The following is a 13812-nucleotide window of genomic DNA, read 5'->3' on the forward strand; positions in this document are numbered from 1 at the left end:
GATTATTCCGCCGCTGCGCGATCGCTCGCGCGAAGAGCAATGAAGCGTTCCGCCTCGAGCGCCGCCATGCAGCCGAGGCCGGCGGCGGTGACCGCCTGCCGAAAGGTTTCATCCGCCACGTCGCCCGCGGCGAACAGGCCGGGCATCGAGGTCGCCGTGGAGTTCGGCGCCACCTCGACATAGCCCGACGGTTTCAGCTTGATCTGGCCTTTGACGAGCTCCGTCGCCGGCGCATGGCCGATTGCGACGAAGACGCCGTCGGTCTTGAGGTCGGTCAGCGCACCGGTCTTGACGTTCTTCAGCCGCACATGGGTGACCTTGTTCGGGTTCTCCGTGCCGCAGATCTCGTCGATCGCGGAATCCCACACCACCTTGATCTTGGGATGCTTGAACAGCCGCTCCTGCAGGATGCGCTCGGCGCGGAAATGATTGCGGCGATGCACGATGGTGACTTGCGAGGCATGATTGGTCAGATACAGCGCTTCCTCGACCGCGGTGTTGCCGCCGCCGACCACCACGACCTCCTTGCCGCGGTAGAAGAAGCCGTCGCAGGTCGCGCAGGCCGACACGCCGCCGCCCTGGAACTTCTCTTCCGAGGGCAGTCCGAGCCAGCGCGCCTGGGCGCCGGTGGCGAGGATGACCGTCTCGGCGAGATAGACGTCGCCGGAATCGCAAGTCAGACGAAACGGGCGGTGGCCGAGCTCCAGCTTGTTGACGAGATCGGTGACGATCTTGGTGCCGACGTGGGCCGCCTGCTTCTCCATCTGCTCCATCAGCCAGGGGCCCTGGATCACATCGGCGAAGCCGGGGTAGTTCTCGACGTCGGTGGTGATGGTGAGCTGCCCGCCCGGCTGAATGCCCTGGATCAGGATCGGTTCGAGCATCGCGCGCGCCGCGTAGATCGCTGCGGTGTAACCGGCGGGGCCGGACCCGATGATGACGACCTTGGCATGGGTAGGCGCGGGCATTGTGAGATCCCTCTGTTTTGGGGATTTTGATCAAGGACTTGTGCGGGAAGCGCCCCGGAAACGCGTCACGGCGGCGCCAAAAGTGTCAAATCCAAGTCTAGGATATCTGGGAAGCTATGCAAGATTTGCAATCCATGGCAGCGATTTTTCCCCGGAACTGAAGTCACATTCGCGAAATCGTGCGCTGCACGCGCAATAAAATTGCGCAATGCCGGCTGCCTGCGCTATGAGAGTTGCCGGCAGACCTGCCAAACCTTCCGAACCCTGAGGGAACCCAAGTCGCGTGTCGAAGAACCTTGACGAGATCGACCTCAAAATCCTCGCCGAGATCCAGGCCGATGGCCGAATCACCAATGTGGAACTCGCCAAACGCGTCGGGATCTCGCCGCCGCCCTGCCTGCGCAGGGTCCGGGCGCTGGAGGAGGAGGGCTACATCCAGGGCTACCGCGGCCTGCTCGATCCGCGCCGCCTCGGCTACGACGTCACGGTGTTCGCTTCTGTGCATCTGTCGAGCCAGGCCGACGCCGACCTCCGCGCGTTCGAGAATTTCGTGCGCGCCGAGCCGTTGGTGCGGGAATGCTGGATGCTGTCGGGCGAAGTCGATTTCATCCTCAAATGCGTCGCTCCCGACATGGCGACCTTCCAGGATTTCGTCACCCACCTGACGGCCGCGCCGCATGTGCGCAACGTCAGGACGTCGCTGGTGCTGCACAATTCGAAATACGAAGCGGCGGTGCCGTTGGGGCTGAAGGCGGCGGGGTAGCGCGCCGTGGCGCGTCATTTCGGGCGATGCGCTGGCATCCGATGTTTGAGCTGGGGTGAAGAGGCTCCTCGTCAACTTCGGGCAGTCATCGCCGAACCGTCTGCCTCGAATAGTTCAACTGCCCCGGATGGTGAGGTCGCGACGTCGAACTCGAGCGGCCCGCAAGTAATCATGCAATAGTCGTAAACCGAGCGCTGATCGTTCCCCATCAAGAACTGATAGTGGATCTGCATGAAGTCGAATCGATGACGTCTGAAGCGGATCGGACTTATCATCGAGTGTATTTGGACGCGCCGAATCTTGGGGTGCACTCCTGAGTAGTCCCGGCTGGTACGTTTCAGCGTGACGGGGTCGAAGCGATAGAAGCTGATCGCGTCATCTCGTGCCTGGTATTCGACCCAGTCGATGGCAGACGTTCCGGCCACAAGTTGTGCCGCTTCCCGAATTTGGCCGCCCATCGGATGCAATGCGAATTTGGGAATAGTGGCGCCCACTGTGAGAACGCACAGCTTCGGTCCGCGCGTTTCAAGCAGGGGATCCAATTTTAGCGCGCGCGCGACCGCCGCTATTGTGAGTGCGGCGCCAAGAGAATGGCCAACAACGAGAATTTCATCAACTTTTGCAGCCTGAGCTGTCTTTGCGATCAGCTCCGCAAAGTCGTCGAGTCGCGCATCAAGTTCGCTTCTGCGCCCGTAAAGGAACTCGTGGGAGAAAATGGCATCATCGAGAATGTGGTTTATGCGACCCTTCGGTCCGATCCAGAGTACAGCGCTGACGAAGATGGCAAGCGACAAAAAACTGCCAAGCAGCAGTTCCACCCAAAGTGTAGCGTGTAAGGGCCCGATCACCAGATACGATAGCCCAGCGCTGCACAATGCGATCAGCAGCAAACAACAATATGGAAAGACGAAAAAGAGGGCGTACTTCCAACTCGCCATCGCATATCTGAACAGTGTTCCCGTTATCATGAAGTCGAACAGCGCTTTCGCGGACTGTACAAGACGAGGCACGAGCCCGACTTTCGAATCGCACCGAATGAGATCATCCCAGCGCAGCATCTCGAAGGTAATGCTGGTTTTCCAGTTTGGACCCCACGCCTCCACGTTGCATGAAGCATCGATTGCAGATGTGTTCGAGGTTTCCGACAGCCGTGAAGAAGCGCCCCAAATCCTATCGAAGCTCGATAGCGAGCGGCGCAGGCGTTCGACCTGCTGTTCCGGAGTGACGGGATCGTAACCGCCAACGTGGAAGACGTGCCGTCGTCGAATCATCTAGCAACTCGAAATCTGCATGGACTGGTTGCCACTCATTCTGGGAAATCGAATAGACACTGTACTAGGGAACTCGGACCACGTTGATCCCGAATCCTTGGTGGACCTGACATGGATGAGGCCGATATACCTTATTAAATTACCACTCTGCCGTGATGGTCGCACTCATTGAGATTGGCTTTGATCAACAAAATGCGGAGGACAGGTCCAGGGCTCTGGGCTGCGCCTTGGGGCCCGGTGTCCGTGTTATTCTTGTTCGCACTTCAGTCCGGAGGGCGCTGGTGACGACGTTTAGAAAATTCTCAATCACTATAGCGATGTGTATCTTTGCGACCGTGTGCGCCGCCTTTACAAAGCCGATTCATATCGTCGCGGTCGGCGCAAGCAACACGCAAGGTTGGTACCTTGGGAAGCAAGGCGCTTACCCAGCTAAGTTGGAAGTCCTGTTGAGAGAGAAGGGCGTCAATGCGAACGTCGTCAACGCCGGCGTTCCCTTCGATACCACGGCCGGCATGCTCAAGCGCATTGATAGCGACGTGCCAAAGGGAACCGACATCGTGATCTTGCAGCCTGGAGGCAATGATAGGCGTTTCTTTGTGACGAAGGAGCAGCGGGCGGCCAACATCGCGGCGATGGAGCGGCGGTTGCGTGACCGCGCCATCAAAAGCATCGTGTACGACGAAGAGATTCCTCCGCGCTATTACGCTTTTGACTTCATTCACCTCACGGCTGACGGTCATGCTTTCATAGCGTCGCAGTTACTCCCGCGAGTGTTGGCGATGATAGACCAGAGAGCCATCGTGACTTCGCCGCGTGCGAGATAGAAAAAGCCTTGCTATGGCAACCGGTCGGCGCTCGCAATCCTGTCGATCGCAGACTATGGCCGGACACGGGGAAGAATGTCTCGTCAATGTCTTTCTCAGCGGGTGCTATTTGAGACAGTTCCAGCAAGAGTACGGCCAATGCGATTACACCCGCCCACGCGTTGTGCCATCCTCTCACAAGAGCGCCCAGCCACGCAGCCACCTTGGATTCTGCCGGTCGCACTGCCAATTTATCAGTGGAAACGATCCGCACGCCTTGTATCATTGATTCATGCTGATCTGTGGATCAGTCTAGTCTCTAACGCTCGCTAAGGTTGGCGCTCTTTCAATGTTCGGCAAAGATGACGCGCCAGCGAAACTAGCGTTTGGCCCACGATGACACCTGACATTGCCAAGTTCGTATTTGTCATGATGGCGGTCGGTTGGTACCTCATCCGCTACCGATACGCACGTCGTGCTCGCCGTGAAAAGGTCTTGAGGAGCGCGCGAGGTCCTCGCGAAAACACCCTGCTGCTAATATCGCTCACGGGTCTCGGTGTTGTGCCATTCATCTACATTGTAACGACCCTGCCTCATTTCGCATCGTACGTGTTCCGGCCGGTTCAAGCCTGGCTGGGCGTTTTCGTGGCGGTTGCGGCGCTGGTCATGTTCCGGCTAACCCATCGGGCCCTGGGTCGGAATTGGTCGTTAAGTCTCGACGTGCGGGAAAATCACCGCCTGATCACGGATGGAATCTATCAAAAAATCCGGCACCCCATGTATTCCGCATTCTGGCTTTGGGCTGTCGCTCAAGCATTGCTCTTGCCGAATTTGGTAGCCGGTTTCGCTGGACTGATCGGATTTGGAACGTTGTTTTTCGGCCGGGTTGCCAGAGAAGAACAGATGATGCTGGAAACGTTCGGCGACGAGTATCGCGAATATATGGCGCGGACCGGACGCATTATACCGGGGCCGTTCTGAGCCGGCTGTACGAGATCGGTCTCGCCGTCCATATCCAACACCACGCAAAGCAATCGCTCCGTGTCGTTTTTGTCACATCCGGCAAAGAAACGATGGCAGGAGCACCAGCTTAGATACAGCGTTAATTGCGTCGCAGCCATTAGAGGGTAAGCTGTTCGTGCTCAGCTACCCATATCGGAGATCACTATGTTGAAGTTTCTGGTTGTTGGAGTTGCGACTTTCGGGTTCATGGCCGCTGCCAGCGCCGCCGACCTTCCTCATCCGCAGCCGGTCGCTGAAACTGCTCCGATTGGCAAGATGCCAATCGGCAAGTATCCGGTTGGCAAGTACCCGGTCGGCAAGTACCCGGTTGGAAAGGCGCCTGCTCCGATCGTAACGAAGGGTTAGCTCAAGGATCGCCTAGAGCGCGCCCCCTTCAGTTTTCGCTGAAGGCGCTGCTTGGGGCTGACGTCTTGCCCTGGTGAGGGTTTGAAGGTGCCTGAAGTGAATCGGAAACGGAGCGGCCTGAGGCTGCTTGCCGGAGTTGGTGTTATTGTGGCTTCCGTGACTCTGGAAGCCGGCATCAGTCATGCGCAGCAATTGGCTGCGCAGACCGATCAAGCCCCGCTGCAACAGGATAAGCCGCTTAAGCCGTCGTCAAGGTCGGTTATGGCAGCGGCCGCTGCTGGACCGAGCGCTTCCGCTTCTGGAGCAGACGTGAAACCGGTTCGAAGGTCCATGGCCAAAGGGCCGTATTACGTGGACTTTCGTGCCCGCACAGCAGCTTCTTATGGGCATGCGTTTGTCTGGTACGGCAAGTCAAGCCAGAAGCAGGTCGAAGTTGCGGGGTTGCACCCGGCAGGCGACGTCCTGCCTTACGTGCTTGGCCATCTTACGTGGGTACCTTCCGAGACGGGCGCCAGCTACGGCGATCTTGACGAGCAGTACTTAACGGCCAGCTATCGCGTGTACTTGAGTGAGGCCGACGCGAAGAAGGTCTTTGCATATATCAAGGAGCTTCAGGCGAGTTCACCTGTTTGGAACGCGGAAACGACCAATTGTACGGCTTTTATTGGTCGTATTGCCAACTTCATGGGTTTGAAGGCTCCGTTCCATTTGCTGAAGCCTGAGGAATACGTAAATCAGTTGAGAGACATGAACGGCGGGCGCCAAACGGTGCAACTCGCTTCGGATCGTTAGTTTTCCCACCAAGGACCACCTAGCGGCTGCACTTGGGCAAAGCCGCTATCGGGAACGCTTCCGAGATTTCTTCAGATGAAGGGGCAGATGGTTGCATTGGCATCCAATGCGAACAGGTACGGAATACAAGTTCGAGCCCACCAAAACGTATTTAAACTGGGCTGATGCTGGACTTTCTCGCAAAGCAGCCAGAAACTGCGAGCAGCAACTGACCTTCAGTATGTAGCGGGCTTCAGATGCCTTTTTTGGACCGCTAGGAAGATCGTCCACCGGACCCGCGCCTCTTCCATCTTTGCAACGCTCTTCGGGTTTGTCCCATCGCGCTCGGACAGCGTCCCCATGCTCTCCGACTATCCTCCCGGTTGAACGGGACGGGCTCAGCGTTGTTACTTCTTGCCCATCGCCGCGTCGACGCTGATCGGGCCGGGGCCCGAGGTCGCGAGGTAGAGGCAGGCGAAGCAGAACAGGATCGCTGCGGTGCCGTTGTTGAGCAGCGGCAGCAACACCGGCTCGGCCGGGTTCTTCAACATGTGGCCGAGGAAATAGGCGAACGCCATCTCGCCCGACAGGATGAACGCGGCCAGCCGCGAGAACAGGCCGAGCATCAACAGCGCGCCGAGCACCAGTTCAAGCCAGCCCGCGGCCTGGATCAACGGCGGGATATTGGCGAAGTAGGCGAGCACGGGAAACTTGAAGATCTTCGCGACGCCGTACTGAAACAGCAGCAGTCCAGTGATGAACCGGAACAGGCTCAGCGCCGTCGGCTGCCATTTGGAAAACATCTGGTCCATTGTCATTAACCCCCTGTTTGACACGCTGGAACATTGCACAACACACGGTGTTCGCCACCCGAGTGTGATGTCAACACCTTGCGCCTGGAATCATTCCTCGCTCCACGGAAGTTGCGAGAGAACGCGGCAGCGACACGGTGACACGCCACGATGCGTGTTGCGACGCAATCATCGGCTCCGCCCCCGGTCCTCGACATGATTATACTGCATAAACATGTCACGGCCTCACTAGTATGCCGCCTACCCGCTCTCCACTCACATTGCTGTCAGACGGGGGGAAACGCGGGCACAAAAAAAGCCGCGTGCAACACGCGGCCTTTTTGCACCAGTCACGTCAAGGTAACTACCGCCACTCGACCTTGGTGATCTCGTAGGCCTTGGCGCCGCCCGGTGCCATCACTTCGACGGTGGCGCCTTTCTTCTTGCCGATCAGCGCGCGCGCAAGCGGCGAGGTGATGGAGATGCGGCCCTTCTTGGCATCGGCTTCGACCTCGCCGACGAGCTGCCACACCGCCTTCTTCTCGGTGTCCTCGTCGATCAGCGTGACGGTGGCGCCGAACTTGATGGTGTCGCCGGACAGTTTCGAGATGTCGATGATGTCGGCGCGCGCGAGCTTGTCTTCGAGCTCGGCAATGCGGCCTTCGTTGTGCGACTGCTCTTCCTTGGCGGCGTGATACTCGGCGTTCTCAGAGAGGTCGCCGTGCGAGCGCGCTTCCGCAATGTGTTCGATGATGCGCGGACGATCCACCGATTGGCGATGCTTCAACTCGTTCGTCAGCGCGGCGTATCCGCCCGCGGTCATCGGAACCTTATCCATCATCTTCGTCCTTCATCGTGCGCGCCCGGCGGCCGTGCACGAATATCCAGTTCAGCTAACGCAGGAATCAGGACGCGAACGCGCCCGGAAGCCCAGTGATTTTCGGCCCCGCTAAGGGCCGTGACAACATCCAATCGCGCGGTGAGTTCCAGCCATTCGGCTAATTGACCGCTTCGGGCCGTCAGCCCGGGCAGCGGTCAGCTTTCGGAAAAGTAACTCTGAAGCGTGCGGACCTCAAGGTCCCCGTCCCGATAGGCCCGGATCCCCCGCGCGGCCGCCACCGCGCCTGAAAGAGTGGTGTAATATGGCACTTTATGCAAGAGGGCAGCCCGCCGCAGCGAGCGGCTGTCCGCCAGGGCCTGCGGACCTTCGGTGGTATTGAAGACCAGCTGGACGTCGCCATTGGTGATGGCGTCGACGATGTGTGGACGCCCTTCGAGCACCTTGTTCACCTTTTCCGTCGGCACGCCGTGATCGCTGAGATAGCGTTGCGTGCCCGAGGTTGCCATCACCTTGAAGCCGAGCGAGTGCAACAGCCGCACCGCATCCGCAATGCGCATCTTGTCGTCGCCACGCACCGAGACGAACACCGTGCCCTGCCGCGGCACACGCGTGCCGCCGCCGAGCTGGCTCTTCGCGAATGCCACCTCGAACGAGCGGTCGATGCCCATCACTTCGCCGGTCGAACGCATCTCCGGTCCGAGCACGGTGTCGACGCCGGGGAAGCGCGCGAACGGGAACACCGATTCCTTCACGCCGACATGGTCGAGCTTCTTCTTCTTCAGCTTGAAGTCGGCGAGCTTCTCGCCGGCCATGATCCGCGCCGCGATCTTGGCGACCGGCATGCCGATCACCTTGGCGACGAACGGCACGGTGCGGGACGCGCGCGGGTTGACCTCAAGCACGTAGATCTCGCCGTCCTTGATGGCGTATTGCACGTTCATCAGGCCGACCACGTCGAGGCCGAGCGCGAGCTCGCGGGTCTGCCGCTCCAGCTCCTCGATGGTGTTCGCATCGAGCGAATGCGGCGGCAGCGAGCAGGCGGAGTCGCCGGAATGGATGCCGGCTTCCTCGATGTGCTCCATGATGCCGACGATGAAGGTGTCCTTGCCGTCGCAGAGGCAGTCGACATCGACTTCGGTCGCATCAGACAGATAGCGGTCGAACAGCAGCGGGTTCTTGCCGAGCACGGTGTTGATCTGCCCGGTCTTGTCGTTCGGGTAGCGTGCCTTGACGTCGGCGGGAACCAGCTCGGGCAGGGTGCCGAGCAGGTAATCGTTGAGCTGGGTCTCCTCGCGGATGATCTGCATCGCGCGGCCGCCGAGCACGTAGGACGGGCGCACCACCAGCGGCAGATCGAGATCGGCGGCCACCAGGCGTGCCTGCTCGACCGAATAGGCGATGCCGTTCTTCGGCTGCTTGAGGCGCAGCTTGTCGAGCACGCGCTTGAAGCGGTCGCGGTCCTCGGCGAGGTCGATCGCATCCGGCGAGGTGCCGAGGATCGGCACTTCGGCGGCTTCGAGCGCGCGGGCAAGCTTCAGCGGGGTCTGGCCGCCGAACTGCACGATCACGCCGTGCAGTGTGCCGTTCTTGCGCTCGGTCGCGACGATCTCCAGCACGTCTTCGGCGGTGAGCGGCTCGAAATACAGCCGGTTCGCAGTGTCGTAGTCGGTCGACACCGTTTCCGGATTGCAGTTGACCATGATGGTCTCGTAGCCGGCGTCCTCGAGCGCGAAGCAGGCGTGGCAGCAGCAATAGTCGAACTCGATGCCCTGGCCGATGCGGTTCGGCCCGCCGCCGAGAATGATCACCTTCTTGCGGTCGGACGGCGCGCTCTCGTCGGCAAGCTCGCCCGCGAACGGCCGCTCATAGGTCGAATACATGTAGGCGGTGGGCGAAGCGAACTCGGCCGCGCAGGTGTCGATGCGCTTGAACACCGGGCGCACCCCGAGCGCGTGGCGCTTGGCGGTGACGTCGGCTTCGGTGGTTTCCGTGAGCACGGCGAGCCGCGCATCGGAGAAGCCCATTGCTTTCAGGGTTCGCATTGCGAACGCGTTCGGCGGCAGGCCGTTGCGGCGGACCTTGTCCTCCATCTCGACGATGGCGCGCATCTCCGCCAGGAACCAGGGGTCGATCTTGCAGGAGTTGAAGATCTCCTCGTCGGTCCAGCCGAGCCGCATCGCTTGCGCGACCTGCAGGATGCGGTTCGGCGTCGGGGTGCCGAGCGCGGCGCGGATCGCGTTCTTGTCGTCGCCGCGGCCGAGCCCGTCGATCTCGATTTCGTCGAGGCCGGTCAGGCCGGTCTCGAGCCCGCGCAGGGCCTTCTGCAGGCTCTCCTGGAAGGTGCGGCCGATCGCCATCACCTCGCCGACCGACTTCATCGACGTGGTCAGCGTCGAGGAGGCGCCGGGGAATTTCTCGAACGCAAAGCGCGGAATTTTCGTGACGACGTAGTCGATCGTCGGCTCGAACGAGGCGGGGGTGGCGCCGCCGGTGATGTCGTTGGCGATTTCGTCGAGCGTGTAGCCGACCGCGAGCTTGGCTGCGACCTTTGCGATCGGGAAGCCGGTGGCTTTGGAAGCCAGCGCCGACGAGCGCGACACGCGCGGATTCATCTCGATCACGACCATGCGGCCGTCGACGGGGTTGATGCCGAACTGGACGTTGGAGCCGCCGGTCTCGACCCCGATCTCGCGCAGCACCGCCAGCGAGGCGTCGCGCATGACCTGGTATTCCTTGTCGGTCAACGTCAGGGCGGGCGCGATGGTGATGGAATCGCCGGTATGCACGCCCATCGGATCGAGGTTCTCGATCGAGCAGATGATGATGCAATTGTCCTTTTTATCGCGCACCACCTCCATCTCGTACTCTTTCCAGCCGAGCACGCTTTCCTCGATCAGAACCTCGTTGGTCGGCGAGGCGTCGAGCCCGCGCTCAATGATGTCGAGGAATTCTTCCTTGTTGTAGGCAATGCCGCCGCCGGTGCCGCCCATGGTGAAGGAGGGCCGGATGATCGCGGGCAAGCCGATTTCCGACAGCGCCATCAAGGCCTCGCCGAACGCGTGCTCCTGATAGCGTTTGCGGCGTTCGTTCTCGCCAAGCGTCCACTGCCGCTCGAGTTCTTCCAGCGCCTCGCCGGACAGCTTCTCCCGCTCGGCAAGGTATTTGTCGCGGTAGGACTTCTTCAGCGCCGAGGCGTTGGCGAGCCGCGATTTTGGCGTCTCCAGCCCGATCTTGGTCATGGCCTCGCGGAACAGCTGGCGGTCCTCGGCCTTGTCGATGGCGTCAGCGGTGGCGCCGATCATCTCGACGTCGAACTTGTCGAGCGTGCCCTGCCGGCGCAACGAGAGTGCGCAGTTCAGCGCGGTCTGGCCGCCCATGGTCGGCAACAGCGCGAAGCCGCCCGGGATGACGTTGCGCTCCTTCTCGATGATCTTGCCGACGATCTCGGGGGTGATCGGTTCGATATAGGTCGCGTCCGCCAGTTCCGGATCGGTCATGATGGTGGCCGGATTGGAATTGACGAGGACGACGCGGTAACCCTCTTCCTTCAGAGCCTTCACCGCCTGCGTGCCGGAATAGTCGAATTCGCAGGCTTGGCCGATCACGATGGGACCGGCGCCGATGATCAGGATGGTGGAGATGTCGGTTCTTTTGGGCATCAGCTCTCGCGGACTGGAATTTGGGCACAAAAAAAGGGCGCGCGTCCCGCGCGTCCCTCGAGCCATGCGCCACATCTTGTAGCGCCGGAAGCGCGATCCCTCGCGCGCGGGTGGTCTTTAGACCAGTTTCCGCACCTGCGAAACCCCCAAAAATGCCCAATCAACTGCGATTCTGGGGGAAATTCCGTATTCGACCCATACCCGGCTGGGGTGCTCAGGACGCGGGGGGCCAACTGCCCAGTCCGTCTACGCTTTCGCTACGCTCAAGCTACGCCGGACACGCTTTGCCCCGCCGGTCCTGCGTGGCTGCGCCACGCGTAGCCCGTCAGGGCGAAGCGTGGAGGCCCGGCCTGGAGTTGAACCAGGATAAACAGTGTTGCACCACTGCCGCGTCGACGCTTCCGCCACCGGGCCGAGTGGATCATTGCTGATTATTTCAGCGGCCGCTACGTTTACTTTTGGTTAACCCTAATATGTTGTTCAACCTCTGATCAGTGGTGGGCCACGAACGTCATCCGCCACGGATTGTGCCCGATGTTGCGCGGCGCGCGCGTGGCGTCAAAGCCCGCGGCGCCGAGCTTCGCGATCATCTCGTCCTCGCGGTAGCGCTGCAGCCCGATCCTGGTGCGCAGCTGCCGGTAATCGGACAGTGCGGTCGAGGCGAGCCCGACCAGGGCATCGCGCAGGAAGCCATGGGTCGCCGCGAAGCGCAGCAGCGCGATGACGTCCCTGGCCATGCCGACTTCGGGCCGCAGGATATCGCCGAGCACGAAACGGCCCGAGGGTTTCAGCAGGCGGTGGATCACGTCGAACGCGGAGTCGAGCTCCTGCGGCGTCATGTATTGCGCCACCGAGTTCATCACCACGAGGTCGATCGAATCCGCCGCCATGTTCTTCAGCTCATCGAGCGAGCGGACGCGGATCCTGGTGTCGTATGCGAAGCGCGCGACCAGGCGGCCGCGCACGCCGGGCGCCGGCTCCGCCAGATAGAGCTGGGCGCAGGCATTGGCGACCTTGGCCGCCGACAGCGCCTCACCGCAGGCATAGTCCAGCACCACGGCGTCGGGCGAGGTGATGTAGCCGATGATGTCGTTTGCGATGACCTGGAAATGCAGGTCGCGGTGCAGTCGGCTGGCATAGATCGTATGCGTGGAATCGTAATAGTCGATCCATTCATCCATCGCGTTTGGTATCCGGCAGAACGGGTTCCTGACTTCCAGGAACAGGTGGGCTGATGATGCGTTAGCGGTCCGGCGGCCAATGTTCAATGCGCCGAAATACGGGGTTCCTAACAGGAAGGTCCAACGTGAGCAAAGCCAAGAGTGACGCTAAGACTGACAAGATATCGCCCGATCTCGACACGCCGAACGATCTCCCGCAAGCCGCGGTGGATACGATCTCGGCCTCGCTCAACACGCTTCTGGCGGACGCCTTCGCGCTCTACCTGAAGACCAAGAATTTTCACTGGCACGTCAGCGGCCGGCATTTCCATGATTACCATTTATTGCTGGACGAGCAGTCGGACGCGATCTTCGCGACCACCGACCAGCTCGCCGAGCGGGTACGCAAGCTCGGCGGTGCGACGCTGAGGTCGATCGGCGATATCGCCAAGCATCAGACCATCAAGGACAATGACGAGAACTTTGTCCCGCCGCGCGAAATGCTGCGCGAGTTGATGGAAGACAACAAGCACATGGCGGCAGCGATGCGCAAGGCGCACAAGCTCGCCGACGACCATGAGGATTCCGGCACCGCCGGCCTGCTCGAAACCTTCATCGACGAGACCGAGCGCCGCACCTGGTTCCTGTTCGAGGCAAGCCGCCAGGAAGGCAGCAACGCAGCCTGAGTTTCACCCTCTCCCCTTGTGGGAGAGGGTGGCGCAATCGAGCGGAGCGAGATGAAGCCGGGTGAGGGGTCTCTATCCGCGGATGCAGACCCCTCATCCGTCGCGGGTTTCATCCGCGCCACCTTCTCCCACCTGGGGAGAAGGGAAGGGAGCAGCGCTCGCTGGAAGCATCACCGTCTCCACAGCCGCACCAGCGGCCCGTTCCTGCCCATCACCGGATCGGTCGTGGGGATCGCCACCAGCGGGATCGTCTTCAGCGCCCGGGCGTGGTTCTCCGGTGTCAGCCGTTGCAGGTCCATCGGCGGGCCCGGCGGATAGGCGCCGACCACGCTGAAGTCGCTGCTCGCCGACAGGCATTGATGCCCGGTGCCGGCCGGCAGGATCGCGACGTCGCCGGCCGCAATCTCGAGCGCGCGCCCGTGCTCGCCGCCGAACCGCACGCGCGCGCTGCCACGGGCGACGCCCAGTACCTCGTGCACGGTGGCGTGGTAATGCGCGAAGTCGTAGACGCCATTCCGCCACATCGCGCCCCAGCCATTGTCGCCGAACAGCTGCTCGATCGTGGCCTCGGGATTTTTGCCAACGTTGACCGCGGCCTTGTAGACCAGGAACGGCATCGGATTGTTCGGCACCAGGCCGTCGTCTTGAAAGACGAAGGTCTGGGGTTCGGCATCCTTACTCACCACCGGCATGGCGGCTCTCCAGCGTTGCGAGGGGCGGTGATATCAAAC

General features: G+C 61.0%; 13 protein-coding genes and 1 tRNA gene. 6 read left to right on the forward strand and 8 right to left on the reverse strand.

Translation table 11 applies throughout. The features are described 5' to 3' along the window. Positions 1-2: 2 nt before the first annotated feature. Complete coding sequence (trxB, locus tag AAFG13_RS33475; protein WP_342709424.1) at positions 3-968, reverse strand: thioredoxin-disulfide reductase; 966 nt, start codon at positions 966-968, stop codon at positions 3-5. A 283-nt stretch (positions 969-1251) separates the two neighbouring features. Here trxB and AAFG13_RS33480 point away from each other — a divergent pair, with 283 nt between their 5' ends. Beyond that, positions 1252-1731 carry an Lrp/AsnC family transcriptional regulator gene (locus AAFG13_RS33480; protein ID WP_029081984.1) on the forward strand — a complete coding sequence of 160 codons (480 nt, stop codon included), beginning with the start codon at positions 1252-1254 and terminating at the stop codon, positions 1729-1731. Positions 1732-1802: 71 nt separating this feature from the next. Here AAFG13_RS33480 and AAFG13_RS33485 read toward each other — a convergent pair whose 3' ends face one another. Further along, positions 1803-3002, reverse strand: coding sequence for an alpha/beta hydrolase (locus tag AAFG13_RS33485; RefSeq protein WP_212313376.1), 1200 nt, complete (start codon positions 3000-3002; stop codon positions 1803-1805). 281 nt (positions 3003-3283) lie between these two features. On the opposite strand from AAFG13_RS33485, the gene AAFG13_RS33490 reads away from it, so the two are divergent. The 4 genes from AAFG13_RS33490 to AAFG13_RS33505 all read left to right on the forward strand — a co-directional run bounded on the left by AAFG13_RS33490 (position 3284) and on the right by AAFG13_RS33505 (position 5965). Next, complete coding sequence (locus tag AAFG13_RS33490; protein ID WP_342709425.1) at positions 3284-3826, forward strand: GDSL-type esterase/lipase family protein; 543 nt, start codon at positions 3284-3286, stop codon at positions 3824-3826. A 375-nt stretch (positions 3827-4201) separates the two neighbouring features. After that, on the forward strand, positions 4202-4786 hold the full coding sequence (locus tag AAFG13_RS33495) for a protein-S-isoprenylcysteine O-methyltransferase (protein WP_212313374.1): 585 nt from the start codon (positions 4202-4204) through the stop codon (positions 4784-4786). 186 nt (positions 4787-4972) lie between these two features. Then, complete coding sequence (locus tag AAFG13_RS33500) at positions 4973-5173, forward strand: hypothetical protein (protein WP_212313372.1); 201 nt, start codon at positions 4973-4975, stop codon at positions 5171-5173. Between the two features lie 81 nt (positions 5174-5254). Beyond that, entirely contained in the window at positions 5255-5965 is a 711-nt protein-coding gene (locus tag AAFG13_RS33505) for a hypothetical protein (protein WP_249131892.1), read from the forward strand. Between the two features lie 386 nt (positions 5966-6351). Here AAFG13_RS33505 and AAFG13_RS33510 read toward each other — a convergent pair whose 3' ends face one another. The 5 genes from AAFG13_RS33510 to AAFG13_RS33530 all read right to left on the reverse strand — a co-directional run bounded on the left by AAFG13_RS33510 (position 6352) and on the right by AAFG13_RS33530 (position 12416). Beyond that, positions 6352-6756: a DoxX family protein gene (locus AAFG13_RS33510; RefSeq protein ID WP_212313370.1), complete on the reverse strand. Its 405-nt coding sequence runs from the start codon at positions 6754-6756 to the stop codon at positions 6352-6354. 343 nt (positions 6757-7099) lie between these two features. Then, complete coding sequence (gene greA / locus AAFG13_RS33515; RefSeq protein ID WP_092124135.1) at positions 7100-7573, reverse strand: transcription elongation factor GreA; 474 nt, start codon at positions 7571-7573, stop codon at positions 7100-7102. A 197-nt stretch (positions 7574-7770) separates the two neighbouring features. After that, positions 7771-11235, reverse strand: coding sequence for a carbamoyl-phosphate synthase large subunit (carB, locus tag AAFG13_RS33520; protein ID WP_212313368.1), 3465 nt, complete (start codon positions 11233-11235; stop codon positions 7771-7773). A 338-nt stretch (positions 11236-11573) separates the two neighbouring features. Then, positions 11574-11649, reverse strand: a tRNA-OTHER gene (locus AAFG13_RS33525). 77 nt (positions 11650-11726) lie between these two features. Further along, on the reverse strand, positions 11727-12416 hold the full coding sequence (locus AAFG13_RS33530) for a class I SAM-dependent methyltransferase (protein WP_212313361.1): 690 nt from the start codon (positions 12414-12416) through the stop codon (positions 11727-11729). A gap of 125 nt (positions 12417-12541) precedes the next feature. On the opposite strand from AAFG13_RS33530, the gene AAFG13_RS33535 reads away from it, so the two are divergent. Beyond that, positions 12542-13081, forward strand: coding sequence for a DNA starvation/stationary phase protection protein (locus AAFG13_RS33535; protein ID WP_212313359.1), 540 nt, complete (start codon positions 12542-12544; stop codon positions 13079-13081). A gap of 170 nt (positions 13082-13251) precedes the next feature. On the opposite strand, the gene AAFG13_RS33540 is transcribed toward AAFG13_RS33535, so the two are convergent. After that, positions 13252-13773 (reverse strand): hypothetical protein, encoded by a 522-nt coding sequence (locus AAFG13_RS33540; protein WP_342709427.1) that lies wholly within the window; start codon positions 13771-13773, stop codon positions 13252-13254. Between the last annotated feature and the right edge of the window lie 39 nt (positions 13774-13812).

The sequence above is a fragment of the Bradyrhizobium sp. B124 genome (genome assembly GCF_038967635.1).
Classification (GTDB): Bacteria; Pseudomonadota; Alphaproteobacteria; order Rhizobiales; family Xanthobacteraceae; genus Bradyrhizobium.